This is a genomic window from Meridianimarinicoccus marinus (assembly GCF_040689105.1).
In the GTDB taxonomy this organism is placed as follows: Bacteria; Pseudomonadota; Alphaproteobacteria; order Rhodobacterales; family Rhodobacteraceae; genus Meridianimarinicoccus; species Meridianimarinicoccus marinus.
In genome coordinates, this window is sequence record NZ_JBFBVU010000016.1 from 38,228 (window position 1) to 63,108 (window position 24,881).

Genomic DNA, 24,881 nt, shown 5'->3' on the forward strand with positions numbered 1-24,881 from the left:
CCGGGGTCAGGCGTCGATCTCCAGCGCCAGCGCGTGGATCCGGTCCAGAATGTCCTTGCCAATGGCGGTATGAACGGCGCGATGACGTTGCAACCGGCTCTTCGCCGCCAGTTCGGCTGCGGCAATTTTGACACGGAAGTGACTTTCTCCGCCGTCCTGGTACCCCGCATGCCCGCGATGCATCTCACTTTCGTCAATGACTTCCAGACGTTCCGGCCCGAATGCTTGTGAAAGCCTTGTCTCTATTTCCTCGGCAACCGTCATTTTTGGTCCTGCCCCCTTTTTCTTGGCGTCAGAAAGGTTAAACTCTGGCGCCTTCGAAGAAAACGGTCTTACGCGAGTCGGACAGGAGTATGCCCATGGCAAAGAATGATCCTTTTGGTTTTGACATGTCGGTCTCCTCGGCCAAGAAAAGGCGGACCCGTGGCAAGCGCGGCATGTCCGGCGCCTTCGAAACCTCGACCCGCGTGTGCGAACATGACGGTTGCGATCTGGCAGGCCAGTATCGCGCCCCGAAATCCCCCGATCACCTGGATGAATACCTGTGGTTCTGCAAGGATCACGTGCGCGAGTACAATCTGAAGTGGAACTTCTTTAACGGCAGCACCGAAGAGGAAATGAACGCCCAGATCGACAAGGACCGGGTCTGGGACCGTCCCACCAAGCCCTTCGGCAAACCCTCCGAGGAACAGCGCGCCTGGTCGCGGCTGGGCGTGGACGACCCGCATCAGGTGCTGGGCGAGAACGCCACCCAGAACCCCGGCAAGTCGATCACCGGCACCCGCCGCCTGCCGCCCACCGAACGCCGGGCGCTGGAGATTCTGGAAGCCAAGGACCACTGGACCAAGATCGAGATCCGCAAGCAGTACCGCAGCCTGATCAAGATCCTGCACCCGGACATGAACGGTGGCGACCGCTCGGACGAGGATCGCCTGCAGGAGGTCGTCTGGGCCTGGGATCAGATCAAGGAAAGCCGGTCCTTCCGGGACTGAGCCGCCACTGTGGGCAAGGCGCAACCTGCCGCCCCGACATCGGACAGGTTGAATGCCCGCTCCCACGCCCCTTCCCGCCCTGATCCTTGGCGCCGGTGCCGCCGGCCTGATGTGCGCGGCCCATGCCGGGCCGGGTGCTGTGGTGATCGACCACATGGATCGACCCGGCGAGAAGATCCGGATCTCGGGCGGCGGGCGCTGCAATTTCACCAACATGTACGCCGGGCCGCAGAACTTCCTGTCGGCCAACCCGCATTTCGCCAAATCCGCGCTCAGCCGCTATACGCAATGGGATTTCGTCTACCTGATGGGCCGCCACGGCGTCACCTGGCACGAGAAGACCCTTGGACAGCTGTTCTGCGACGAGAAATCCGAACGGGTGATCCGGCTGCTGCTGGACGAGGTTGCGGCCGCGCAGGCCGAGGTCTGGCTGAAGACCGAGGTGCGCGAGATCCGCCACGCGGACGGGCGATTCGTGGTGGATCTGATCCGCGACGGGCAGCCGCTGACGGTCACGACCCGGGCGCTGGTGGTGGCCTCAGGCGGCAAGTCGATCCCCAAGATCGGCGCGACCGGTCTGGGCTATCGCATCGCCGAACAGTTTGGACATGCGCTGACCGACACCCGCCCCGGTCTTGTGCCGCTGACCTTCGGCGACAGTTTCAGCGACCTGGCGGGGGTGGCCTGCCCGGCCCGGCTGTCGTGCAACGGCACCAGTTTCGACGAGGCGCTGCTGTTCACCCATCGCGGCTTGTCGGGCCCTGCGATCCTGCAAATCTCGAACTTCTGGCACGAGGGCGAGGATGTTTCCGTGCGCCTGTGCCCCGATCTGGATTTCCTGAGCAGCCTGAAAGAGGAACGCCAGCGCGCCGGGCGCCGCGATCTGGAAACGGTGCTGGCGGGCCTGCTGCCAAAGCGGCTGGCCGCTCAGGTGGTGCGGGACAGCGGGCTGAAGGGGCGGCTGGCCGATCTGTCTGATGCCGCCCTAGCCCCCCTGCTGGACAGGCTGACCGACTGGCACCTGCGCCCCACCGGCACCGAGGGCTATCGCAAGGCCGAGGTCACACTGGGCGGCGTCGACACCGCCGGTCTGTCGTCGCGCAGCATGGAATCGCGCAGCGTGCCGGGGCTGCATTTCATCGGTGAGGTTGTCGATGTGACCGGCTGGCTAGGCGGGTACAACTTCCAGTGGGCGTGGTCCTCGGGATGGGCTGCCGGAACCGCCATCGCCGCCCGCGGCCACGGTTGACAGCCGCGCGCGCCTTTTATCGGGCCGACCTGCCCCTTGCACGCGCCGGGGATATGTTGCACCACGGCGCGACCACCCTGAAGCGGCACGATGGCGGACGATACTATGGATCTGAACAGCAAACCCACGGAAAATATCTCGGTCCGCGATGTGTTCGGCATCGACACGGACATGACGGTCAAGGCGTTTGCCGACAAGACTGACCGCGTGCCCGATGAGGATCCGACCTATAAATTCGATCCCGACACCACGCGGGCGATCTTGGCGGGCTTTGCCCACAACCGCCGCGTGATGATCCAGGGCTATCACGGCACCGGCAAGTCGACCCACATCGAACAGGTGGCCGCGCGCCTGAACTGGCCTGCGGTCCGGGTCAACCTCGACAGCCACATCAGCCGGATCGACCTGATCGGCAAGGATGCGATCAAGCTGCGCGACGGCAAGCAGGTGACCGAATTCCAGGAAGGCATCCTGCCCTGGGCGCTGCGCAACCCCTGCGCCATCGTGTTCGACGAATACGACGCCGGGCGTGCGGACGTGATGTTCGTGATTCAGAGGGTTCTGGAACATGACGGCAAGCTGACGCTGATGGATCAGAACGAGATCCTGACCCCGCACCCGTCCTTCCGCCTGTTCGCCACCGCCAACACCGTTGGTCTGGGCGACACCACCGGCCTGTATCACGGCACCCAGCAGATCAACCAGGCCCAGATGGACCGCTGGTCGCTAGTGGCGACGCTGAACTATCTCAGACATGACGCCGAGGTGATGATCGTCCTGTCCAAGGCGCCGCATTACAACACCGAGGCCGGGCGCAAGACCGTCAGCCAGATGGTCACCGTCGCCGATCTGACCCGCACCGCTTTCACCAACGGCGAACTGTCCACGGTGATGAGCCCGCGAACCGTCATCACCTGGGCCCAGAATGCCGAGATCTTCCGCGATGTGGGCTATGCCTTCCGCGTGAGCTTCCTGAACAAATGCGATGAGCTGGAGCGTCAGACCGTCGCCGAGTTCTACCAGCGCTGCTTTGATGAGGAACTGCCCGAAAGCGCCGCCAGCGTCAGCCTGGGCTAGCTTCGCCCTGCCATTTGCCCATTCCGGCCCGCGCCTTGTCGCGGGCCGTTTTGCATCTGGACCCTGCCCGCGTGCGGCTTGTCGTGGGCTCGGCGACCGCGCACAGCTTGTCGTGTCTTCGGTGCTGACTTAGATCTGGGGTATGGATGAAATTGAATTGAAATTCGTGGCCAGCGCGGACCAGACCGCTGCGTTGTGCAGGCAGGTGCCCAACCTGTCGGGTCTGGTCGCCCAGCCCACCACCCGGCAGCTGCGCAGCATCTACTACGACACGCCGGATCAGGTGCTGCGCCGCAACGGCATTGCCCTGCGGTTGCGGTTCGACGGCACCGAATGGGTCCAGACCGTCAAGGCCAAGAACAAGCGCCACGGCGGGCTGCACACCACGCAGGAATCCGATTGTCCGGCGGACGGCGAAACCCTGCGCCTGAAGCGGATCCCCGATACCGCCCTGCGCGCCCGCATCACCGCCCTGTGCCGCCGTCGCGATCTGGCGCCGATCTGCGAAACCCGGATGGAGCGGACCGCCGCCCTTGTCGACATCCCCGGCGAGGGCCGGGTGGAACTGGCCATCGATCGGGGCGAGATCCGGGCCGGGAACCGCTGCGCGTCCTATCACGAGGTCGAACTGGAACTGGTGAGCGGCGAGATTGCGGCGCTGTTCACCCTGACCGGTCGCCTGTTTCCCGAAGGCGGGCTGCGGTTCGCGCCAATCTCCAAGGCGGCGCGCGGCTACATGCTGGCCGCCGACGGGCGCATCGCCGCGGCGCCGGCCCCCCGCAACGCCCATCCGGTGCCCCTGACCCCCGAACAGACAGGCGAGACCGCCGCCCGCGAGGTGCTGCGCGAATGCTTCGACCAGATCATCCGGAACATCGATACCGTCCGCGACACGGACGATCCCGAAAGCGTGCACCAGTTGCGCATCGGCCTGCGCCGCTTTCGCAGTGCCAGCGCCCTGTTTCGCCCTGTCATCGGTCATCCGAAGCTGACCCAACTGAGCGCCGAGGCCCGCTGGCTGAGCCGCGAGGTCGGACAACTGCGCGACCTCGACGTAGCGTTGAGCGAACTCGTCCTGCCCGAGGCAAAGGCCTGTCCCGAAGAACCCGGCTTTGCCCAGTTGGCCGATCTGCTGGAGACACGACGACAGGCGCAGCGCGACAGATTGCGCGAGGTTCTGACCTCGGCCCGGTCCCAATCCTTCGTGCTGGACCTTGCCCGTTTCATCGAAACCCGCGGTTGGCTGCGCCCCGATGACTTCGCGCAGGACTATCGCCTGTCCCGGCCGGTGAAAAAGCTGGCCCGCCGCGCGCTCCGCAAGCGCTGGACCGCCTGCGAGACACGGGCCAAGGGAATCGAAACCCTGTCCATCGACGCCCGCCACACCCTGCGCAAGGAGTTGAAAAAACTGCGCTACGCAGTGGAGTTCCTGTCCCCGCTGATGCCCCGGAAACGCACGAAAGCTGCCTTGAAGCAGCTGAAGCGGTTGCAGGATGTGTTTGGCGACCTCAACGATCTGTCCACGGTCCAAGGACTTTTCCTTGCAGCCAATGCGCCGGGGCGGAAAGATCCGGACGTGCAGCGCGCGGTGGGACGCTTGCTGGGCAGCCGCCGGGTGCAGGCCGACCTGCAATGGTCCGAGGCGCAAGACCTCTGGCACGATCTGCGTGCCCGCAAACCTGCCCTCTAGGCCGGCGACGTCCCGCGCGCCGCCTCTGGTCAAGCCTCGCGGGAAAGGACATAAACGGGGCAACGGCCCGGCCTGACCGGCGCCATCCCTTTCCGACCCGCTGCCGAGGCTGCCATGTCCGCCAAATCCGACAATCCCGCAGATCCGTTCAAGAAGGCGCTCGCCGAAGCCACGCGGGTTCTGGCCAATGATCCGGACGTCAGCGTCAGCTTCTCGGTCGACCCCTCGGGGATGACCGACGAGAACATGCGCCTGCCGCAGGTCAGCCGCCGCATGACCAAGGCCGAGGTGCTGCTGGCCCGTGGCACGGCGGATGCCTATGCCATGCAACGGCGCTACCACGACGTGGGCACCCATGCGCGCTATACCCCCGAGGGGCAGTTGGCGCGCGATATCTACAACGCGCTGGAAACCGCGCGCTGCGAAGCCGTGGGCGCCCGCGCCATGCCCGGCACCGCCGGCAACATCGACGCCAAGATCGCCACGGAAGCGGCCAAGAAGGGCTATGGCCAGATCGAGGAAATCGCCGACGCGCCACTGTCGGTCGCGGCGGGCTATCTGCTGCGCCATCTGGCCACCGGGCGGGCGTTGCCTGAGGGCGCCGACAACGTCATGGACCTGTGGCGCGGCCAGATCGAAGCCAAGGCCGGCACCACCCTTGAGGGGCTGGAAGACTGCCTGACCGACCAGACCGCCTTTGCCCGATTCGCGCGCCAGATCATCGCGGACCTGGGCTATGGCGATCAGCTGGGCGAGGATCCGGACGGCGAGGATGAAGATCAGGAGGACGAGGCCTCCTCCGAAGACGATCAGGATCCCGACAGCACCCCGTCGGACGACGAGGACAGCGAAGAGGACAGCGACGCCGCCCCCGAGCAATCGCAGGAGGACGCGGGCGATGCTTCCGAGGCGCAGGTCACCATGGATCAGATGGCCGATGCCGAGATGTCCGAGGAATCGGACCTGCCCGACGGCGACGCGCCGCTGGATCCACCGCCGCCTGCGCCGGTTTCGGATGCCGATCCCGACTATCGCGTCTTCAGCACCCAGTACGACGAGGAAATCCGCGCCGAGGATTTGGCAGAGCCGATCGAGCTGGAACGCCTGCGCGCCTATCTCGACCAGCAGCTGGAGCCGCTGAAAGGCGCGGTCAGCCGACTGGCCAACAAGCTGCAACGCCGGCTTCAGGCGCAGCAGAACCGCAGTTGGGAGTTCGACCGCGAAGAGGGCATTCTGGATGCCGGGCGCCTGGCGCGCGTGGTCGCCAACCCGACCACCCCGCTCAGCTTCAAGGTCGAGAAGGACATGGAGTTCCGCGACACGGTGGTGACGCTGCTGCTGGACAACTCCGGCTCGATGCGCGGACGCCCGATCTCGATCGCGGCGATCTGCGCCGATGTTCTGGCCCGCACGCTGGAACGCTGCGACGTGAAAGTCGAAATCCTGGGCTTTACCACCCGCGCCTGGAAAGGCGGCCAAAGCCGCGAGGACTGGCTGAACGAAGGCCGCCCGCAACAGCCCGGCCGCCTGAACGACCTGCGCCACATCATCTATAAGTCCGCCGATGCGCCTTGGCGGCGGACCCGGCCAAATCTGGGCCTGATGATGAAGGAAGGGCTGCTGAAGGAAAACATCGACGGCGAGGCGCTGGAATGGGCGCATCGGCGCATGGCGGTGCGGCCCGAGGCGCGCAAGATCCTGATGGTGATTTCGGACGGCGCGCCGGTGGATGATTCGACCCTTTCGGTCAATTCGGCCAACTACCTTGAAAAGCATCTGCGCGATGTCATCGCCATGGTCGAAAAGAAAAAGCTGGTTGAGCTTCTGGCCATCGGCATCGGGCATGACGTGACCCGCTATTACGACCGCGCGGTGACCATCACCGACGTGGAACAACTGGCCGGGGCCATCACCGAGCAACTGGCGGCCCTGTTCGACAGCGATCCGCGCGCCCGCGCCCGCGTCATGGGCATTGCCCGCGCCAGCTGACCGCCTGCCCCCTGTTCGCCCGCCGGGGCCTTTGCTAGGCTTCGCCCGCGCGCCGACCCCCGGCGCGCGTGGCTATTTTTTCAGGGCGGAGAGCGTTTTGTTCCAATCCTTCGAGACAACTTCCAACCCCGCCACCGGCGCGCCGCGTCTGGCCGCCCTGCGCAAGGCCATCGCGACGACCGGGCTGAGCGGGTTTCTGGTGCCGCGCGCCGATGCGCATCAGGGCGAATATGTGGCCGACTGCGATGATCGTCTGGCCTGGCTGACGGGCTTTACCGGATCGGCGGGCTTTGCCGCGATCCTGCCCGATATCGCCGGGGTCTTCGTCGACGGGCGCTATAGGGTGCAGGTGCGCAACCAGGTGGATCCGGGGGTGTTCACCCCGGTGGCCTGGCCCGCGACCGGACTGGCGGAGTGGCTGAAGACCCACGCCCGGCCCGGCATGAGCATCGGCTTCGACCCGTGGCTGCACACGGTTCAGGAAATCGACACCCTGCGCCGCGACCTGCGCGGCACCGAGATCACTCTGGTGGACTGCGAGAACCTTGTGGATCAGGTCTGGACCGACCGCCCGGCCCCGCCCGCCGCGCAGGCCTGGGCGCATCCCTCGCAACTGGCGGGCAAAAGCGCTGCCGACAAGCGCGCCGATCTGGCCGCCGACCTGCGCAACGGCGGCCAGCGCGCGGCGGTCCTGACCCTGCCCGACAGCATCGCCTGGCTGCTCAACATCCGCGGCGCCGACATTCCGCGCATTCCCATCGTGCAGGGGTTTGCCATCCTGCATGACGATGGCGCCGTCGATCTGTTCACCGATCCCGCCAAGGTGGCCGGGCTGGAGGATCATCTGGGCGATGCCGTTCGGATTGCCCCGCAGGACGCTTTCGGCACCGCCCTGCGCGGGTTGACCGGCCCGGTGCGCATCGACAAGTCCAGTGCGCCGCAGGCGGTGCAGATGCATCTGGCCGACACCAAGACCGAGGTCGTCCTGGATCGCGATCCCTGCGTGTTGCCCAAGGCCTGCAAGAACCCGGTCGAGATCGCCGGGGCCGAGGCCGCACATCTGCGCGACGGCGCGGCCATGGTCCGCTTCCTTCACTGGCTGGACGACACCGCCGGCGATGGCACGGTGACCGAGATCGACGCCGTGACCCGCCTGGAGGCCCTGCGCGCCGAGACCGGCGCGCTGAAGGACATCAGCTTTGACACCATCGCCGGGGCCGGTCCCAACGGCGCCATCGTGCATTACCGCGTGACCGAGGACAGCAACCGCGCTCTGGAGCCGGGCGGGCTGTTCCTGATCGACAGCGGCGGCCAGTACGAAGACGGCACCACCGACATCACCCGCACGGTGCTGGTGCCGGGCGGCTCTGCCGATCCCGATGCCGTGTCTGCCCATACCCGCGTTCTGCAGGGGGTCATCGCGCTCAGCCGGGCGCGGTTCCCCAAGGGGGTGACCGGGCGCGATCTGGATGCGCTGGCGCGCTTCGCGCTGTGGACCGCCGGGCAGGACTATGACCACGGCACCGGCCACGGGGTTGGCGCCTATCTGTCGGTGCACGAAGGCCCGGCGCGGATCTCGCGCACGGGCGGCGAGGAACTGCGCCCCGGCATGATCCTGTCGAACGAGCCTGGGTATTACCGCGAAGGCGCCTTCGGCATCCGCATCGAGAATCTGATCCTCGTGGAACAGTCCCCGCCCCTGCCCGGCGGCGACGACCGCGAGATGCTGTGTTTCCGCACCCTGACCCATGTGCCAATCGACCGGCGCCTGATCCGGGTCGATGACCTGAGCCGGGCCGAGCGCGACTGGGTCGATGCCTATCACGCCGAAACCCGCAAACGGCTGGCGCCGCTGCTGACGGGGGCCGCGCAGGACTGGCTGCTGCGCGCGACCGATCCGCTCTGATCCTGAAAATCGCGTGTAAGTCGGCCCGATCCGGTCTAAGGAACGGGCCATACACTTAGTTTGAAACGAGTAGGGGAACGCATGTCCGATACGTCCAATTCAAATGGTGTCGCGCTCACCATCCGCGAATTGCCCGGCAAATGGGTGGTCTATGCCTCGGGTGCAGTCTATGCCGAAACCCAGAACGCGCTGGAACTGGTTGAAGGCGACGGCGCGCCGGAAATCTTCATTCCCCGCGCCGATGTGGCCATGGCGTTCTTCGACAAGTCCGACACCTCGACCGACTCTGCGCAGAAGGGTACGGCAAGCTTTTACTCGATCGAAACCAAGAGCAAGGTGATCGAGGATGCGGCGTGGTCCTATGAAAACCCCAGCTCTGCGGCTGCGGCAATCAAGGACCATCTGACCTTCGACACCGACAAGGTCACCGTCGAGGAACACTGAGCCTCAGGAATGCTCCTCGGCCGCGGTGGCGGCCAGGGCGCGGTTGTAAGCCTTCAGGGCGTCCAGATGATACAGGGCGCCCACCACGTCGACCTCGCCGGCGGTGTCGCCTTGCTGGATCACCGGAAGGAAGTCGCTTTCAGTCTGCTCGAACAGCGGCATCGCCTGTTCCAGCGTGGCGGTGCGCTCCAGGCTCAGCCCCTCGGCGATCAGCGCCCGCGCGGCCTCCTCCCCCGGATAGCGGGGATGTTCGGGCTTGCGCATGACCACGGATACCCGGTGCAGCGCCAGCAGGTATTGCTGCGGCCCCCCGGCCAGATGGATGCCGCGTCGCTCCAGTTGCGTCAGGAAAAACGAGCGGTGCACCATGGTGCTGGCCAGCGCCGTGGACAATCCCACCGATGTCATCACGACGATCCCGGTTTGCCAGTCGCCGGTCAGCTCGAACACGATCAGCGTGGTCGAGATGGGCGCGCCCAGCACCGCCGCCGCCACCGCCCCCATGCCCGCCAGCGCGTAGAGCGTCTCGCTGCCCGACACCTCGGGGAAGACCCCGGTGGCGATCAGCCCGAAGGCCAGCCCGGTCAGCGCGCCCATCATCAGCGAGGGCGAGAAGATGCCGCCGCCCATGCGCCCGCCCATGGTTATGGCCACGGCGATGCACTTCAGCACCGCGAAGACCACGGCTTCATGCAGCACCAGTTCGCCGGTCAGGGCGCGGGCCGTGGTTTCATAACCGACCCCGATGACATGCGGATAGAAGATCGCGATGGCACCCAGGAAAACTCCGGCCACCGCCGGGCGAGCCCATCGCGGCAGACCGGTTTCCGCCTGGATGTCGTTGGCCACCCCTTCGGTCCACAGCACCAGTTTCATGAAGATCACGGCCACCAGCCCGCAGACCAGACCCAGCAGCAGGAAAGCCGGCAGTTCGACGAAGAAATCCAGCGTGTTCTTGCTTGGCAGGACGAATTCGGTCACCCCGCCGAATTCCAGCCGGTTGATGACCGTGCCCGCAACCGAGGCGATGGCAATGGGTGCGAAAGCATGGATCGCAAAGTGCCGCAGCACGACTTCCAGCGCGAACAATGCCCCGGCGATCGGCGCGTTGAACGAGGCCGAGACCGCCGCCGCCACGGCGCAGCCCAGCAACTCGCGCCCATGCAATCCGTCCGCGTGCATCCGGCGGCTGACCCAGCTTGAGATTTCGCCCGCCAGATGGACCACCGGTCCCTCGCGCCCGGTAGAGCCGCCGGTGGACAGGGTGATGAGCGAGGCCAGCGTCGAGGCGACGCCCGCCTTGCGCTCCAGCCGCCCCTCGTGCAGGGCCGCGCCTTCGATCACATCCGCGACCGAGCGCACGCGGCCATCGTCGGTGAACCGGTCAAGAAGGATCCCCACGGCCAGCCCGCCGAGGATCGGGATGATCAGCACCCACCACCACGGCAGATCACCGGCAACCGAGGCCAGCGAAACGTCGTCGGTGCCATAGAAGGTCGTCTGCAAAACCTGAATGCCCTTGCGGAACCCCATCGCGGCCAGACCCGATACGCAGCCCACCAGCAGGGCAATGAACCAGAACTGGATGGTGCCCGGCCCTTTCAGGCGCAGCGCGTCGCGGATGCTGGCAACGTGGCTGCGCAATCGCGCCACCGCCTGCCTTGCAATCCGTCCCAGCCGCAGGCCCATGCTACACCCCCGCCCGACCGTGAACCCGGTGCCCCTGCGCGGGGCTGGTCCGGGTCATGCGGAAGGGGCGCAGCACCAGCCCTATCCCGCCAACAGCGCCCGCGCGGCAGAGCGCGCGTGATCGGTGATCTGGTCGCCCGACAGCATTCGGGCGATTTCATCGACGCGGGCATCGGGGCCCAACGGCACCACGTTCGACAGGGTCCGGCCTTCGGTCACCGCCTTTTCCACGCGCCAGTGGTGCTGGCCCAGTGCGGCCACCTGCGGTGAATGGGTGACCACAAGAACCTGGCCCTCGGCGCACGCGGCCAGAGCGGCCAGACGCCGGCCCACCGCATCCGCCGTGGCCCCGCCGACGCCGCGGTCGATCTCGTCGAAGATCAGGGTCAGCCCGGTGTCGCCGGCGGTTAGGCAGACCTTGAGTGCCAGCAGGAACCGGGACAGCTCGCCACCCGAGGCGATCTTGTCCAGCGGCCCGGATGGCGCGCCGGGGTTGGTGGCCACGGTGAATTGCACCGCGTCGATGCCGTCCGGGCCCGGTGTGGCGGGGCGCACCTCGGTGGTGAATTCCGCGCGTTCCATCTTCAGGGGCGCAAGTTCCGCCGCCATGGCCGCATCCAGATGGCGGGCCGCGGCCTGCCGGGCCTGTTGCAGCGCCTCGGCGGCGGTCTTATAACCGGTCTGTGCCGCAGCTACCGCCGCTTCCAGCCCCGCGATGTGTTCGGCGCCGTGATCGATGGCCTTGAGTCGTGAGCGCAACGCGCCCGCCAGTTCGGCCAGATCATCGGGCAGCACGCCGTGCTTGCGGGCCAGCCCGCGCAGGGCAAACAGCCGCTCCTCGACCTGCTCCAACTCCATCGGATCGAAGGTCAGCGCATCGAGACAGGCTTCGACCCCGGCCTGCGCCTCGGCCAGCTCGGTCATGGCCCGGTCCAGCGCGGCCAGCGGCTCCTGGATCTTGTCCTCCAGCAGGTCGCCCGCGCCTTCCAGCCAGCGGATCGCCCCGGCCAGATTGCTTTCTGCCCCCTCGCCGCCCAGTACCTGCGCGGCGCGCTGCACGTCGTCGCGCACTTTCTCGGCGCCCTGCATCAGGCGGCGGCGGGTGTCCAGATCGGCATCCTCGCCCGATTGCGGATCGAGATCGTCCAACTCCTTGACCGCGTGGCGCAGGGTGTCTTCCTCGGCTCGGGCGGCCTCCAGACGGGCGCGGGCCGTGGCTTCTTCCTTGCGGGCCGCTGCTAGTGCTTTCCACGCACTTGCCACGGTCGCCTGAAGGTCGCCATGTCCGCCAAAAGCGTCCAGAAGCGCGCGATGGCCACGTGGGTCCAGCAGGCCGCGATCATCGTGCTGGCCGTGCAGCTCGACCAATGTGCCGGACAGAGCGCGCAGCACATCGCCGGAACAGCGGCGGTCGTTGATCCAGGCGGCCTTGCGCCCGTCGGGGGTGTTGGTGCGGCGCAGCAGCAACTCGCGCCCGCCGGGCAGACCGGCCTCAGCCAGAACCGCCTGCGCGGGATGATCCTCGGCAATGTCGAACAGGGCCGTGACCTCGCCACGCTCGGCCCCCTGCCGGACCAGATCGGCGCGCCCGCGCCAGCCCAGAACGAAGCCCAGACTGTCCAGCAGGATCGACTTGCCGGCGCCGGTTTCTCCGGTCAACACGTTCAACCCCGGCTGAAACGTCAGCTCCAGCCGGTCGATGATCAGGATGTCGCGTATATCCAGTTCCCGCAGCATGCGGTGCTGTCTCCCGTCATGCCGTGGTGTGCGTCAGAGCCATTTTCCCTGGATCGACTGACGGTAGATACCGCTCAGCCAACTGGATCCGACAGGTTCCAGCAACAGGCCCTGCCCGGTCAGCAGGACGTAGCTGTCGTTGTACCATTCGCTGCCCTGATAGTTGTAGCCCAGGATCGCACCGGCAGTCTGGGCTTCCTCGACCAGGCCAAGGGCGAGATAGGCCTCGACCAGTCGATGCAGCGCCTCGGGCGTGTGGCTGGTGGTCTGGAAATCCTCGACCACCACGCGGAACCGGTTGATCGAGGCCGCGTAATACAGCTTGCCCAGATAGTAGCGCCCGATCTCCATCTCCTTGCCGGCCAGATGGTCGAAGGCGAGATCGAATTTCAGGATCGCCGAGTCGGCATATTCGCTGTCGGGATAACGTTCGATCACGGTGCGCAGGGCTTGCAGCGCCTGAAAGGTGATGCCCTGGTCGCGGCCCACGTCGTCGATCTGATCGTAGTAGCTGAGCGCCAGAAGGTATTGCGCATAGGCGGCATCTTCGTCCGCCGGGTAGAAGTCGATATAGCGCTGCGCGGCCGAGCGCGACTCCTCGTAGTTCCGGTCCCAGTGGAAAGCATAGGCCTGCATGATCAGCGCCCGCTTGGCCCATTCCGAATAGGGGTACAGCCGCTCGACCTCGCCGAAGTAACGGGCCGAATCTTCCAGGTTGCCGGTTTCGAGTTCGTATTCCGCCCGGTCGTAGATTTCCTTGGGCGAGAAGTTCTCGAAACTGGGCTCGCGGTTGTCCACGCAGCCGCTCAGCCCTCCTGCCACCAGAAGCACGAGAATCGATTTCCGCAGTGACCCGGATACGCGCATGCCTGTTCTTACCAATCCCGAGGTTTTGTCCTCAATTGGGACGGGGTTATCACGAAAGAATGGCGGGAAAAATGGGGATTGCGGAACCCGGCGCGCAAAAATTGCGCGCCGTTCCGCCGTTTTCTGCCGGAAGATGTCAGGCGCAGAGCGCCAGATCGCTGGCCTGCACGCCGACGCCGGGCAGCGACTGGGCCATTTCGGCGTCACATTCGATGATTTCAAACGCCTCGGGATCGGCAAACACCGCCCGCAGCAGCGCGTTGGTCAGGCTGTGCCCGGCGCGAACGCCGGTATAGCGGCCCTGGATCGGCATGCCCGCCAGCGCCAGATCGCCAAGTGCGTCCAGCATCTTGTGGCGCACTGGTTCGTCCAGATGGCGCAGACCGCCGGGGCTGAGCACCTCATCGCCGTCGAAGACCACCGCGTTTTCGGTGGTGCCGCCCAAAGCCAGACCGGCAGCGCGCATCGCGTCCACGTCGGACTGACGGCAGAAGGTCCGGCTGTCGCACAGATTGCGGACGAAGGCGCCGTTGCGCATGTTCAGCGAGCGCGACTGATGGCCGATGGCGGCATCGTCATAGTCGATGCGGAAGTCGATGTGGAAGCCGTGCGACGGGGTCAGCGTGGCCATGGCATCGCCCCGCGTGACGGTGACCGGCTTGAGGATGCGGATGACGTGCAGCGGTCCGGCCTGCCGGACAAGGCCCGCGGCCAGCATCTTGCGCACGAAGGGGGCCGCACTGCCATCGAGGATCGGAACCTCGGGCGCGTTGACCTCGACCAGCGCGTTGGTGATGCCCAGACCGGCGAAGGCGGCCATCAGATGCTCGATGGTCGACAGGCTGGTGCCGCGATCGTTGACAAGGCGGGTGCACAGCGGGGTCTGTTCAGCGCGGTCCCAGCGGGCTTCCAGCACTGCGGCCTCGCCGGTCAGATCACTGCGGCGGAACACGATCCCGTGGTTGCGCGGTGCCGGGTGCACAATCATATGCACAGGGCGTCCGGAGTGGAGCCCGGTCCCCTTGAAGTGCATGTCTTTTGCGACGGTCATCTGCATTGGGAGTGATCCTGCTTCAACAGTTTCAACAGTTTGCAGATGTTAGGTATGGGAGGGGGAGCCAGGTCTCAACTCAATCTTCATGACGGTCTGAAACATCCAATTTTTTCGGTCGGCAGGTTTCCGCTCATGGACGTTCGCAGCCGCAGCAAGATTTTGCTTTAAAAAGAAAAAGGGCCGCTTCACGCGACCCTTCATTTGTTTCAGACCGTGTAAAAAATCAGTTGGCCTGGCGCCGCAGGAAGGCCGGAATCTCGATCTTGTCGAGGTCGGCATCATCCTCGGGCAGGTCCTGGGGCATCGATTGCATCGGCGGCTGGTGCCGCGCCGAGGGGCTGGCGGGACGCTGTTCGGTGCCGTGGCCGGTCATCCGGTTGATCAGCGAGTTGATCCCGAAGCGGGCCTTGTCATGGCCCGGATCGGCCACGGCGGCTGCCGGTGCCGAAGCAACGGGACGGGCCGCGGTCTCGTACCCTTCGGGGGCCTTGCGGACGGCGGCTTCCAGACGGCGCAGTGTTTCTGCGGACGGGGTTCCGGCAGAGCGCGCGGCGATGCCGGCGGCTTCGGCAGCCGGGGCCGGCGCATAGGCGGGCGGCGGTAGATCATCGCTGACTTGCGGTCGCTGTGCTGCGGGGGCTTGCGGCTGCGGGTCCAGATCGTGGAACAGCGTCGGCTCCTCTGCCACAACCGGCGCGGCGGCAGGTGTCGCCACGGCTGCTGCTGGCGCGACTGCAGGGGCTTCCACCGGTGCGGGGGCTGCGGCTTCGGCGTGCTTCTCCTCGGCAGCAACCTTGTTGGTCAGCGGCGTCGCAAGACTGCGGCGCGGCACCGGGGTGTCGGCGGCTTCCACGGCGGCATCGATGCCGGTAGCCACGACCGAAACGCGCATGCAGCCTTCCATGTCGGTGTCCAGGGTCGAGCCAACGATGATATTGGCGTCCGGATCCACTTCCTCGCGGATGCGGTTGGCTGCCTCGTCCAGTTCGAACAGAGTCAGATCGTAGCCGCCGGTGATGTTGATGAGCACGCCGCGCGCACCCTTCAGAGAGATCTCGTCCAGCAGCGGGTTGGCGATGGCCTTCTCGGCGGCCTGGATCGCGCGCTGTTCGCCCTCGCCCTCGCCGGTGCCCATCATAGCCTTGCCCATCTCGTCCATCACGGCACGAACGTCCGCGAAGTCGAGGTTGATGAGGCCCGGACGGACCATCAGGTCGGTCACCCCCTTGACGCCCTGGTACAGAACGTCGTCGGCCATCGAGAAGGCCTCGGTAAAGGTGGTCTTTTCATTGGCCAGGCGGAACAGGTTCTGGTTCGGAATGATGATCAGGGTGTCGACGACCTTCTGCAGGCATTCGATCCCCTCTTCCGCCTTGCGCATGCGCTTGGCGCCTTCGAACTGGAACGGCTTGGTTACGACGCCGACGGTCAGCACGCCCAACTCCCGCGCGGCCTGCGCGATGATCGGGGCCGCCCCGGTGCCGGTGCCGCCGCCCATGCCGGCGGTGATGAAGCACATGTGGCTGCCGACCAGGTGATCGACGATCTGTTCAATCGATTCTTCCGCCGCCGCGGCGCCGACCGAGGGCCGTGCCCCCGCGCCCAGACCTTCGGTCACCTTGATGCCCATCTGCACCTTCGAGGCCGACCGGTTCTGCTGCAGGGCCTGCGCATCGGTGTTGGCCACCACGAATTCGACGCCTTCCAGCGCCTTTTCGATCATGTTGTTGACCGCGTTGCCGCCGGCCCCGCCCACACCGAAGACGGTGATCTTCGGAGTCAAATCATCCTGCTCGGGCATTGTCAGGTTCAATGTCATGTCTGGATCCGCCTGTAGTTAATTTACGGACTTTGCGCCCGCGCGTGCTCATTGGCAGCAAGTGTATCCGCCCCGTGGCGCTGGGTCACGCCAAAAACTGTTAATTCGGGTCAAAAACCACAAGATTTGGCGGCTTCGCGCCGCCGATCTACCAGTTGTCCCGGAACCAGCGCACGGCGCGGCGCAGCGATCGGGCCGGATATCGATGGGTTTCGATGTCGAAATCCCAGCATTCGTCCTGTGGATGGGCCGCGAAAAGGCACAGCCCCACGGTCGCCGCGAACCCCGGCCCGGCGGCGGCCTGCGGCATCCCCTGGATGCGCAGCGGCCGGCCCAGCCGCACCTGCTGGCCCAGCATCCTTGTGGCCAGCGCCGACAGTCCCGGCACCTGGCTGGCACCGCCGGTCAGCACGATCTTCTGGCTGGGCAGATGATCGAATCCCGCGGCCTCCAGACGGGCGTGCACGTCTTCGAGAATTTCCTCGACCCGGGGCCGCATGATGCCGATCAGTTCCGAGCGCGAGATCTCGCGCCGGTCGTGCTCCCAATCACCGGTCTCGCCGGTCAGGGGAATCATCTCGCGGTCGTCGCGGCCGGTGGCTTCCAACCCGCCGTGCAGGGTCTTAATGCGCTCGGCCAGATCCAGCGGAATACCCAGCCCCTTGGAGATGTCCCGGGTCACATGCGCACCGCCGATGCGCACCGTGTCGGCAAAGATCATGTGTCCGCGCAGGAAGATCGAGATGCCGGTGGTGCCCGCGCCCATGTCGATGCAGGCCGCGCCCAGTTTCTGTTCATCCTCGACCATCGCGGATATGCCCGCCACATAGGCCGACGACGCCAGCCCGGCCAGTTCCAGATCACAGCGTTTCACGCAGTGCAGGATGTTCTGCACAACGGCCCGATCCACCGCCAGAAGATGCATGTCGGTGGTCAGCGTGTTGCCGATCTGACCGCGCGGATCTGACAGCCCCGACCGGTAGTCCAACGCGAAATTCACCGGCTGCGCGTGCAGGATGGTGCGATGACCGCCAATGTCCGGGGTGTCGCAACTGCCAAGCACGGCGGCCACATCGCTTTCGCTGACCTCCTGCCCTGTGACGTCGATCTCGCCGGTCACCCCGTAGGAGCGCGGATTGGCCCCCGAGAAACAGACGATGGCGTGGTCCGCCCGCACCTGCGCCATCTTCTGGGCCGCCTGCACCACAGTGCGAATGGCGCGTTCGGTCTCCTGCATGGCCGAAATCTCGCCGTGCCGCATGCCGCGTGCGCGTGTCGTGGCGGCGCCGATCACCCGGAATTGCGACTGCCCGGCCATCGGGCCAACCCCGTCCACCGTGGGCAGGTCGCCGCCGTCGAAGCGCAGGATCAGGCAGGTGGCCTGATGCGTGCCCATGTCCAGAACCGCCACCACGCCGCGCTGCATCGCGGCCTTGCGCATCTGGCGCATCGCGCGTTGCGTCTCGAATACGTCCATCATTGGCTTGCAAGTCCCTGTTCGAATGTTCGGGTGAGGCGCAGATATTCCATCGCCCCCGGCCCCAGCCGGACCGTCGGACGGCCCGGATTGCGCATATCCACGACCGGCACGTCGCGGTTGAGAAGATCCAGTGCTGCGTGAATGGCCAGCGTCCGTTCCAGCGCCTGCCGCGCACCGGTTTCGGGTAGCCGGATCACCTGGTCGCGGTCCAGTATCACGTCCCAGCGCCGTTCGCCGCGCCGGGTCAGGGCCCGCAGGCGGTCCTGGATCGGCTGGGCCGAGGCGATCAGGGCCAGCGCCTCGGGGATCGCCGCATCGGCCCCGGTCCCGGTGACCAGCGGCAGATCGGGGCGACCGTCGCGATGGTCGATATAGGCAATGCGGTGGCCGGTAGCGTCCAGCATCTCCAGCGCGAAGGGCCGGCGCCAGATCACTGCCGGTTCCCGCTCGCGCACGGCGATGCGCAGGGCGCCCCCCAGTTCGACCGACACCTGCACCTGCGCCACCGCGTCCAGTTCGGCGACGCTGGCCTGCAACAGTTCTGGATCGAGCCGGAACCAGCTGACCGGAAACTCCAGCGACAGCCGCTCGCGGATCGCCTCGGCCAGCACCGGCGAAGCCCCGGTCACCGCCATCTGCCGGATCTGGAACTCGGGCCGGGCCTCGACCGAGGCAAGGATGTCTCCGGTCCAGCTTTTCACCATGTTTATCTGCGCGGGCTGAGTGATCCAGGCCGCTGCCCCGCCGACAACAAGCGCTGCGGGCATCACCGCCGTCACCAGCCGCCGGAACAGCGGCGACAGCCACAGTCGCGTCATGCGATAGGCGGCGCGGCTGGGCGCCGGATCGCTCTGGTCGCGGCGGCGGTGGATCAACGGTCGCATGAGGCGTCCTCCACCATCCAGCGCACAAGGGTCGGAAAGTCGATGCCGCAATGCGCGGCCTGTTCGGGCACCAGCGAGGTCGGCGTCATGCCGGGCTGGGTGTTGGTCTCCAGCAGGATCAGCCCGTCCAGCCCGCGGCTTTCATCCCAGCGGAAATCGGTGCGCGACACGCCCCGGCATCCCAGCGCCTCATGGGCGCGCACTGCGTAGTCCAGACAGGCGTCGAAAATCTGGGGCGGCACATCGGCAGGCAGCACGTGGCGCGACCCGCCGGGGGCGTACTTCGCCTCGTAGTCGTACCAGCCGTCCATCAGGATGTCGGTGACGGTCAAGGCGCGCGACGCGGCCCCGCCGACGCCCGCGCCCAGAACAGTGGTGGTCATCTCGCGGCCCGGCGCGAATCGCTCCACCATCACCCGGTCCGGCATTTCGGGGGCCAGTTGTGGAGGGCCGTTGGCGGCCTCATGCACCAGATAAACCCCGACCGAGGAGCCTTCGTTGTTGGGCTTCACCACATAGGGCGGATCCATCACGTGCCCGGCGCGCACGGCCTCGGCGTCGAAAATCCCGCTTTCGACCACCGGCAGCCCGGCAGCGGCATAGGCCGCCTTGGTGCGGGTCTTGTCCATGGCCAGCGCCGAGGCCAGCACGCCTGAATGGGTATAAGGAAGGCGCAGCCATTCCAGCAGGCCCTGCACGCAGCCATCCTCGCCCCAGCGGCCATGCAACGCGTTGAACACCACGTCCGGCGCGGTCGCGGCCAGTTGTGCTGGCAGATCGGCCCCCGCATCGATTTCGGTCACACGAAAGCCCGCCGCCCGAAGGGCCACGGCACATTCCCGCCCCGAACTGAGCGACACGTCACGCTCAGCAGACGGCCCGCCCTTCAGGACGGCCACCAAGGGATCTGTCTTGGACGACATGACCCTGCCTCAATCTGTTGTGGGGCGCCTGGCCCCGCTGCTCGAACCGCCGGATTTTTCCGGTCTGATCTTCTGGTGCGGGCGTCCCGTTCAGCCGGGTTTTTCGCCTACACGCATGATTTCCCACTCTAGCGTGATGCCACTGATTTCGAAAACCCTTTTTCGCACGTCCTCGCCCAGATCCTCCAGATCGGCGGCCGTGGCACCCCCGGCGTTGGTCAGGAAGTTCGAATGCTTTTGCGACATTTGCGCCCCGCCCCTGCGCGCGCCCCGCATCCCGGCGTCATCAATCAGCTTCCAGGCCTTCAAGTCATGCACGTCATCGGACCGCCCGGTCGAGGAAAACCCTGACGGGTTGCGGAAGGTCGATCCCGCCGTGCGGTCCTTTGTGGGTTGTGTGGCGTCGCGCTTGGCCAGTTGTTCGGCCATCTTCGCCTCCAGTGCCGCCGGATCGCCTGCTGGGGCGCGGAAGGTGGCTTCCGTCAACACCCAGCCGTCGGGCAAAGTGCTGTGGCGATAGCCGAAGGCCAGATCATCGGCGCTCAGGGTCACGACCTCGCCTGCCCGCGTCACCGCCTGCGCGGACACGAAATGGTCGGCGACATATTGGCCATAACAGCCCGCGTTCATCCGCACCGCCCCGCCAATTGCACCGGGAATCGTGCGCAGGAACGTCAGGTCGCGCCCGGCTTGCGCCGCCTTGCGCGCCACATGGGCATCCAGCGCCGCCGCCCCGGCAACCACCAGATCCCCATCGATTCGGATCTGGTTAAACCCGCGCCCCAGCCGCACCACCATCCCGCGAATACCGCCATCGCGCACGATCAGGTTCGATCCCACGCCCATAGGGAACACCGGCACCGCGGGGTCAAGCCCGGCCAGCGTCGCCTTGAGATCCTCAAGATCCGTGGGCTGGAAGAAGATCTCGGCGGGGCCGCCCACCCGCAGCCAGGTCAGATCGGACAGGGGTCTTGCAGGGGTCGTCGGCACGTTGGGCTTCCAAATAGCAGTCAGGATCGGGGTTCCGGCGCGGGGGTAGCGCGATTGCCCCGCACTGTCACGCACAGAACGCCGGGTCGCGGCGGCCTGACTTGATCGTTTCGGGGAAATGGCCAACACTTCGCCAAGAACAAGGAGCATCCCATGGACGACATTATCCTGTTCCGCATCGCAGAACGGCTGACCCTGACAGCCGTCGTCCTGCTGGTGGCGCTGGTGGTGATGATCGGCTTCTGGCGCACGGTGCAGAAAATCAATCTGGCCGAAGGCGCGCCACTGGGGCTGGGCGGTTCCTTCGTGTTTTCGACGCCGGTTTTCGTGCTTCTGGCGCTGATTGGCTATGCGTGGGTTTCGCTGGAGCACCCGATCGAGGTTGCTCCGGCCGCTGTGCCGGAAGGGACGCAACTGGCCGAAGCCGGGACAACGGCGGGTGGGTTTATTGGTGCGGCACCGCTTTACCCCGATGCCGGTCCCGGCCTGCAAGCCACGGGTGCCGGCTATGACGCCTCGGTCGCACAGAGGCAATTGCGCAGCCTGAATTGCCTGATCGACGGGCAGATCCTGTCCGAACGAACCGAGATCGACGTGACCGACGTCAAGCTCACGCTGATGGCGGGACTGTGGCAGCCAGCCTGGGGCAACCGTTCCGATTTCGCAGCCTGGGCCCGCAACATGGGCGGCCCCACCCCATCCGAGGAGGCGCGCACCGCCTGGTCCGCGCTGCACCCGCTGTGCTGAGGGCGCTCGCCGTCAGCCTTGCCCTGCTCGCCGCCCCTGTGTCGGCGCAGCTTTATACGCCAGACGAGATGCGCCACACCTTTCAGGCGGCCACACCCGATATCCAGCGTGTGTTCACACAGGACATTCTGGGCAACCTGCCGCGCGAGTTGCGCCCGCGTGCAGCCCAGGTGCGGCTGGAGTTTCCCGAACAGGGCCGCTCGCCACTGGATTTCTTTGCCCACCCCGGTCGCCGCGTGATCTACTTCCCGCTCGAGTCGATCCGCTTTTTCGACGATGTCGCCACGCTGTTCGCCTGGGTCGAAAGCCAGAACTGCAATCCCGAGGCCATCCAGGCCTATCTCTGGGCCAAGCTGCGCGAAGGGCGGCCGCTGCCCTCGCCGCTGCGTGCCTTCAACATCAACCGCGACACCGCCTTTGCCGATGAATTCACCTACAACGTCTCGGGCAAGATCGTCAGTTCCGGCCTGCAATTCATCCTGGCGCACGAATTGGGCCATATTCTGCTGAACCATCAGGGCAGCATGACGGGCGCCGAAAGCCAGCGGCAGGAGATTGCCGCCGACGCTTTCGCGCTGGACCATTTCGAACGGCTGGGCGGGCTGCCGATGGGGGTGTTCTGGTACTATATGGCCGCCTGGTGGCTGGATCCGCTGGACGACGCCGGGCGCGACGCCAGTTCCCATCCGGTCAGCCCGGCGCGCATCGCGACGCTGGCGGCGCGGCTGACCGGCGATCCCATGGCCTTTTCCCATGGCGAGTTGGACCCCCACCGCGAGGCCGAACTGGCCGCCCAGATCGGCGCGATGGTGGCCGAGCTTGCCACGCTGATCGACGACGACGGGATGCTCAACCTGATGCCCCTGTTGCTGGATCGCGACTGGCCGGCCGAGCGGATCGCGCAGGCCTGCCCGACCGCGAACTGATCCGAACCCGGCGAGCCGCCGATTCGTGGTATCCTTGGCCCCAGACCACAACACGGGAGGGGTCCATCATGACAAAAGTTCTGAAATGCGGCGACCTGATGCCGGGATGCGATTTCGAGGCACGCGGCGCAACCGAGGACGAGATCCTTCAGAAAGCCGCGGCCCACGCCAAGGAAGCCCATGGGATTGAGCCGACACCCGAATTGGTCGAAAAGGTGAAATCCCTCATTCAGGACCCCTGACGCCTCGCGGCGGGCCCATTCCGGTCATAGATGCCCGGCCCGGCAAACGACGTCACGGCCGGGGCCAGTCAAAAGGCATGGCGCAGCCCCAGAAACACCATGTTGGAGCCAGTGTCGGCCTCGAACGTGCCGAACGCGTCGGACCGGTGGTGCAGGCGCAAGAAAGGGCGCACTGTGTCGCTTGGGCGACCGAACTCCAGTTCAATAAACCAATAGGCCAGCCATTGCTGCGACTCGCCCTTGCGATCCACTTCGACGCTGGGCACGTCCGAGGCATAAGACAGGCCCAGACCGTAGGCCAGACCGGGCAGAAGCCAGGACTCGGGCTGCAGGCTGCGCAGGTAGACGGGGGCGGCCAGTTCCCAATTGTCCTGCTCGCCCCAATGCGCCAGCAGGTTGGCCTCGACGCCGATATATCCCCAATTGAACAGCGGCCATTCGCGCCCGGCAGCAAGCGCCACGCCATAGCTGTCGCGCCAGTCGATGTTGCCGGGCGCGGACAGCGGGGTTTCCCATGCGTTGTCGGTCATGCGCCCGAGGCTGAGCGCGACGAAGTCGCGGCCCGGGTCCGCCTGCGCCGTAGTTGCGCCCAGGACGACCGCAGTTGCCCACAGGGCTACAAGATTTCGAACAGATCTTCGCACCATGCCCCCTCGCGACACGGGTCTTCGGCGATCAGCCTACAATCTGGTGCGGATATTTCCTATGACCAGAGTGCATCCGGCAACCGCGATTGCCGGATTTGCACATTGTCACATGGGGGAAGTGTCAGTCGGTCAGCCGTTCGGGCAGGGCATTGGCCCAGGCACTGATCGTCCCGGCGCCAAGGCACACCACCATGTCGCCGGGGCGCGCCTGTTCGCGCACGAGACGCACAAGGTCATCCTCGCAAGTGACAGCACGGGCATGGCGATGGCCGTGGGCGATCAGCCCCTGCACCAGACCTTCGCGGGTGGCGCCCTCGATAGGGTCTTCGCCAGCCCCGAAAACCTCGGCGATGCCGACCACGTCGGCCTCGTTGAAACAGGTGCAGAAGTCTTCGAACAACGAATGCAGGCGCGAATAGCGATGCGGCTGGTGCACGGCGATGATCCGGCCCTCGGTGGCTTGCCGCGCGGCCTTCAGCACAGCGGCGATCTCCACCGGGTGATGGCCATAGTCGTCGATGATGGTGATTCCGTTCACCTCGCCGACCTTGGTAAAGCGCCGGTTGACGCCCTTGAAGTTGGCCAGCGCCTGCCGGATTTCCGCGCGCTTCATACCCAGGTGGCGGGCCACGGCCACGGCCGCCAGCGCGTTCGAGACGTTGTGATCGCCGGGCATCGGCAGGGTGCAGCCCTCGATCACCGAATCCTCGAACTGCAGCCGAATGTCGAAATGGGCCACGCCGCCCTCGTACCGCAGGTTCACGGCCCGCACATCGGCCTGCGCGTTGAAGCCAAAGGTGCGCACCCGGCGGTCGGTGATGCGGCCCACCAGCGTCTGAACCTCGGCATGGTCGGTGCAGCAGACCGCGAGGCCATAGAAGGGGATGCGCGAGACGAATTCATGGAAGCCGTCGCGCAGCGTGTCGAAATCGCCCCAATGCTCCATGTGCTCGGGGTCGATGTTGGTGACGATGGCAATGGTGGCCGGAAGGCGGTTGAAGGTGCCGTCGCTCTCGTCCGCCTCGACCACCATCCATTCGCCCTGCCCCATCCGCGCGTTCGAGCCATAGGCGTGGATGATGCCGCCATTGATGACCGTCGGATCGATGCCGCCCGCGTCCAGCAGGGTCGCCACCATGGTGGTGGTGGTGGTCTTGCCGTGGGTTCCGGCGACGGCGATGTTGGACTTCAGCCGCATCAGTTCGGCCAGCATCTCGGCGCGGCGCACCACGGGCAGGCCGCGGCGGCGGGCTTCGTCCAGTTCCGGGTTGCCCGGTTTGATTGCCGAGGAGATCACGACGACCTCCGCTTCGGCCAGGTTTTCGGCGGTCTGACCGACGAAGATCCGCGCGCCCAGCTTGGCCAGCCGCTCGGTGATCTTCGAGGCCTTCAGATCCGATCCCTGCACCTGGTAGCCATGGTTCAAAAGCACCTCGGCAATGCCCGACATGCCGATTCCACCGATCCCGACAAAATGGATGGCTCCAAGTTCCAGCGGCAGTTTCGTGGCGGCGTTCATGCGGGTTTCC

At 66.0% G+C, this 24,881-nt stretch carries 22 protein-coding genes; 10 read left to right on the forward strand and 12 right to left on the reverse strand.

From position 1 onward, the window contains the following. Window positions 1-6: 6 nt before the first annotated feature. A complete protein-coding gene (locus AB0T83_RS13060; protein WP_366193579.1) occupies window positions 7-264 on the reverse strand; it encodes a BolA family protein in 258 nt (85 codons plus the stop codon). Between the two features lie 95 nt (window positions 265-359). On the opposite strand from AB0T83_RS13060, the gene AB0T83_RS13065 reads away from it, so the two are divergent. The 7 genes from AB0T83_RS13065 to AB0T83_RS13095 all read left to right on the forward strand — a co-directional run bounded on the left by AB0T83_RS13065 (window position 360) and on the right by AB0T83_RS13095 (window position 9,347). Next, a complete protein-coding gene (locus tag AB0T83_RS13065; RefSeq protein WP_366193580.1) occupies window positions 360-992 on the forward strand; it encodes a DnaJ domain-containing protein in 633 nt (210 codons plus the stop codon). Between the two features lie 52 nt (window positions 993-1,044). Further along, complete coding sequence (locus AB0T83_RS13070) at window positions 1,045-2,241, forward strand: BaiN/RdsA family NAD(P)/FAD-dependent oxidoreductase (protein WP_366193581.1); 1,197 nt, start codon at window positions 1,045-1,047, stop codon at window positions 2,239-2,241. Window positions 2,242-2,331: 90 nt separating this feature from the next. Continuing rightward, entirely contained in the window at window positions 2,332-3,318 is a 987-nt protein-coding gene (gene cobS / locus AB0T83_RS13075; RefSeq protein ID WP_366193582.1) for a cobaltochelatase subunit CobS, read from the forward strand. 142 nt (window positions 3,319-3,460) lie between these two features. Further along, the gene (locus AB0T83_RS13080; RefSeq protein ID WP_366193583.1) at window positions 3,461-5,008 is read left to right on the forward strand and encodes a CYTH and CHAD domain-containing protein; all 1,548 of its coding nucleotides are present in this window, start codon (window positions 3,461-3,463) and stop codon (window positions 5,006-5,008) included. A gap of 114 nt (window positions 5,009-5,122) precedes the next feature. Beyond that, the gene (cobT, locus tag AB0T83_RS13085; protein ID WP_366193584.1) at window positions 5,123-6,997 is read left to right on the forward strand and encodes a cobaltochelatase subunit CobT; all 1,875 of its coding nucleotides are present in this window, start codon (window positions 5,123-5,125) and stop codon (window positions 6,995-6,997) included. 97 nt (window positions 6,998-7,094) lie between these two features. After that, a complete protein-coding gene (locus AB0T83_RS13090) occupies window positions 7,095-8,903 on the forward strand; it encodes an aminopeptidase P family protein (protein ID WP_366193585.1) in 1,809 nt (602 codons plus the stop codon). An 81-nt stretch (window positions 8,904-8,984) separates the two neighbouring features. Next, complete coding sequence (locus AB0T83_RS13095) at window positions 8,985-9,347, forward strand: DUF427 domain-containing protein (RefSeq protein WP_366193586.1); 363 nt, start codon at window positions 8,985-8,987, stop codon at window positions 9,345-9,347. A gap of 3 nt (window positions 9,348-9,350) precedes the next feature. On the opposite strand, the gene AB0T83_RS13100 is transcribed toward AB0T83_RS13095, so the two are convergent. From AB0T83_RS13100 to murB, 9 genes are all read right to left on the reverse strand, one after another. Beyond that, a complete protein-coding gene (locus AB0T83_RS13100; protein ID WP_366193587.1) occupies window positions 9,351-11,036 on the reverse strand; it encodes a chloride channel protein in 1,686 nt (561 codons plus the stop codon). An 81-nt stretch (window positions 11,037-11,117) separates the two neighbouring features. Further along, window positions 11,118-12,773, reverse strand: coding sequence for a DNA repair protein RecN (recN, locus tag AB0T83_RS13105; protein WP_366193588.1), 1,656 nt, complete (start codon window positions 12,771-12,773; stop codon window positions 11,118-11,120). Between the two features lie 33 nt (window positions 12,774-12,806). Beyond that, window positions 12,807-13,655 carry an outer membrane protein assembly factor BamD gene (locus AB0T83_RS13110; RefSeq protein WP_366193589.1) on the reverse strand — a complete coding sequence of 283 codons (849 nt, stop codon included), beginning with the start codon at window positions 13,653-13,655 and terminating at the stop codon, window positions 12,807-12,809. A 121-nt stretch (window positions 13,656-13,776) separates the two neighbouring features. Further along, the gene (gene lpxC, locus AB0T83_RS13115) at window positions 13,777-14,697 is read right to left on the reverse strand and encodes a UDP-3-O-acyl-N-acetylglucosamine deacetylase (RefSeq protein ID WP_366193590.1); all 921 of its coding nucleotides are present in this window, start codon (window positions 14,695-14,697) and stop codon (window positions 13,777-13,779) included. A gap of 220 nt (window positions 14,698-14,917) precedes the next feature. Then, window positions 14,918-16,513, reverse strand: a complete 1,596-nt coding sequence (ftsZ, locus tag AB0T83_RS13120; RefSeq protein WP_366193591.1) for a cell division protein FtsZ — start codon at window positions 16,511-16,513, stop codon at window positions 14,918-14,920. A 148-nt stretch (window positions 16,514-16,661) separates the two neighbouring features. After that, window positions 16,662-17,993, reverse strand: a complete 1,332-nt coding sequence (ftsA, locus tag AB0T83_RS13125) for a cell division protein FtsA (protein WP_366193592.1) — start codon at window positions 17,991-17,993, stop codon at window positions 16,662-16,664. Then, entirely contained in the window at window positions 17,990-18,877 is an 888-nt protein-coding gene (locus AB0T83_RS13130; RefSeq protein ID WP_366193593.1) for a cell division protein FtsQ/DivIB, read from the reverse strand. Before AB0T83_RS13130 ends, ftsA begins: the two co-directional genes overlap by 4 nt. Then, window positions 18,865-19,800 carry a D-alanine--D-alanine ligase gene (locus AB0T83_RS13135; RefSeq protein WP_366193594.1) on the reverse strand — a complete coding sequence of 312 codons (936 nt, stop codon included), beginning with the start codon at window positions 19,798-19,800 and terminating at the stop codon, window positions 18,865-18,867. The genes AB0T83_RS13130 and AB0T83_RS13135 overlap by 13 nt, the downstream gene beginning before the upstream one ends. A gap of 90 nt (window positions 19,801-19,890) precedes the next feature. Continuing rightward, the gene (gene murB / locus AB0T83_RS13140; protein WP_366193595.1) at window positions 19,891-20,790 is read right to left on the reverse strand and encodes a UDP-N-acetylmuramate dehydrogenase; all 900 of its coding nucleotides are present in this window, start codon (window positions 20,788-20,790) and stop codon (window positions 19,891-19,893) included. A gap of 153 nt (window positions 20,791-20,943) precedes the next feature. On the opposite strand from murB, the gene AB0T83_RS13145 reads away from it, so the two are divergent. From AB0T83_RS13145 to AB0T83_RS13155, 3 genes are all read left to right on the forward strand, one after another. Next, the gene (locus tag AB0T83_RS13145; RefSeq protein ID WP_366193596.1) at window positions 20,944-21,537 is read left to right on the forward strand and encodes a hypothetical protein; all 594 of its coding nucleotides are present in this window, start codon (window positions 20,944-20,946) and stop codon (window positions 21,535-21,537) included. 68 nt (window positions 21,538-21,605) lie between these two features. Then, window positions 21,606-22,463, forward strand: a complete 858-nt coding sequence (locus tag AB0T83_RS13150; RefSeq protein ID WP_366193597.1) for a phage exclusion protein Lit family protein — start codon at window positions 21,606-21,608, stop codon at window positions 22,461-22,463. Window positions 22,464-22,531: 68 nt separating this feature from the next. Further along, the gene (locus tag AB0T83_RS13155) at window positions 22,532-22,705 is read left to right on the forward strand and encodes a DUF1059 domain-containing protein (RefSeq protein WP_366193599.1); all 174 of its coding nucleotides are present in this window, start codon (window positions 22,532-22,534) and stop codon (window positions 22,703-22,705) included. Window positions 22,706-22,773: 68 nt separating this feature from the next. Here the strand turns inward: AB0T83_RS13155 and AB0T83_RS13160 are convergent, their stop codons facing one another. After that, window positions 22,774-23,349, reverse strand: a complete 576-nt coding sequence (locus AB0T83_RS13160; RefSeq protein WP_366193601.1) for a hypothetical protein — start codon at window positions 23,347-23,349, stop codon at window positions 22,774-22,776. Window positions 23,350-23,473: 124 nt separating this feature from the next. Beyond that, the gene (gene murC / locus AB0T83_RS13165) at window positions 23,474-24,871 is read right to left on the reverse strand and encodes a UDP-N-acetylmuramate--L-alanine ligase (RefSeq protein ID WP_366193622.1); all 1,398 of its coding nucleotides are present in this window, start codon (window positions 24,869-24,871) and stop codon (window positions 23,474-23,476) included. Window positions 24,872-24,881: the final 10 nt, after the last annotated feature.

Excerpts from the sequence above, each read along its gene's own strand:
- AB0T83_RS13145 (WP_366193596.1), top strand. The coding sequence starts at position 20,944 with ATGGACGACATTATCCTGTTCCGCATCGCAGAACGGCTGACCCTGACA.
- cobT (WP_366193584.1), top strand. The coding sequence starts at position 5,123 with ATGTCCGCCAAATCCGACAATCCCGCAGATCCGTTCAAGAAGGCGCTC.
- ftsZ (WP_366193591.1), bottom strand. The coding sequence starts at position 16,513 with ATGACATTGAACCTGACAATGCCCGAGCAGGATGATTTGACTCCGAAG.
- AB0T83_RS13060 (WP_366193579.1), bottom strand. The coding sequence starts at position 264 with ATGACGGTTGCCGAGGAAATAGAGACAAGGCTTTCACAAGCATTCGGG.
- cobS (WP_366193582.1), top strand. The coding sequence starts at position 2,332 with ATGGCGGACGATACTATGGATCTGAACAGCAAACCCACGGAAAATATC.
- AB0T83_RS13100 (WP_366193587.1), bottom strand. The coding sequence starts at position 11,036 with ATGGGCCTGCGGCTGGGACGGATTGCAAGGCAGGCGGTGGCGCGATTG.
- murC (WP_366193622.1), bottom strand. The coding sequence starts at position 24,871 with ATGAACGCCGCCACGAAACTGCCGCTGGAACTTGGAGCCATCCATTTT.
- AB0T83_RS13080 (WP_366193583.1), top strand. The coding sequence starts at position 3,461 with ATGGATGAAATTGAATTGAAATTCGTGGCCAGCGCGGACCAGACCGCT.
- AB0T83_RS13095 (WP_366193586.1), top strand. The coding sequence starts at position 8,985 with ATGTCCGATACGTCCAATTCAAATGGTGTCGCGCTCACCATCCGCGAA.
- AB0T83_RS13130 (WP_366193593.1), bottom strand. The coding sequence starts at position 18,877 with ATGCGACCGTTGATCCACCGCCGCCGCGACCAGAGCGATCCGGCGCCC.
- AB0T83_RS13135 (WP_366193594.1), bottom strand. The coding sequence starts at position 19,800 with ATGTCGTCCAAGACAGATCCCTTGGTGGCCGTCCTGAAGGGCGGGCCG.
- recN (WP_366193588.1), bottom strand. The coding sequence starts at position 12,773 with ATGCTGCGGGAACTGGATATACGCGACATCCTGATCATCGACCGGCTG.
- AB0T83_RS13070 (WP_366193581.1), top strand. The coding sequence starts at position 1,045 with ATGCCCGCTCCCACGCCCCTTCCCGCCCTGATCCTTGGCGCCGGTGCC.
- AB0T83_RS13155 (WP_366193599.1), top strand. The coding sequence starts at position 22,532 with ATGACAAAAGTTCTGAAATGCGGCGACCTGATGCCGGGATGCGATTTC.
- AB0T83_RS13065 (WP_366193580.1), top strand. The coding sequence starts at position 360 with ATGGCAAAGAATGATCCTTTTGGTTTTGACATGTCGGTCTCCTCGGCC.
- lpxC (WP_366193590.1), bottom strand. The coding sequence starts at position 14,697 with ATGCAGATGACCGTCGCAAAAGACATGCACTTCAAGGGGACCGGGCTC.
- ftsA (WP_366193592.1), bottom strand. The coding sequence starts at position 17,993 with ATGATGGACGTATTCGAGACGCAACGCGCGATGCGCCAGATGCGCAAG.
- AB0T83_RS13150 (WP_366193597.1), top strand. The coding sequence starts at position 21,606 with ATGCGCCACACCTTTCAGGCGGCCACACCCGATATCCAGCGTGTGTTC.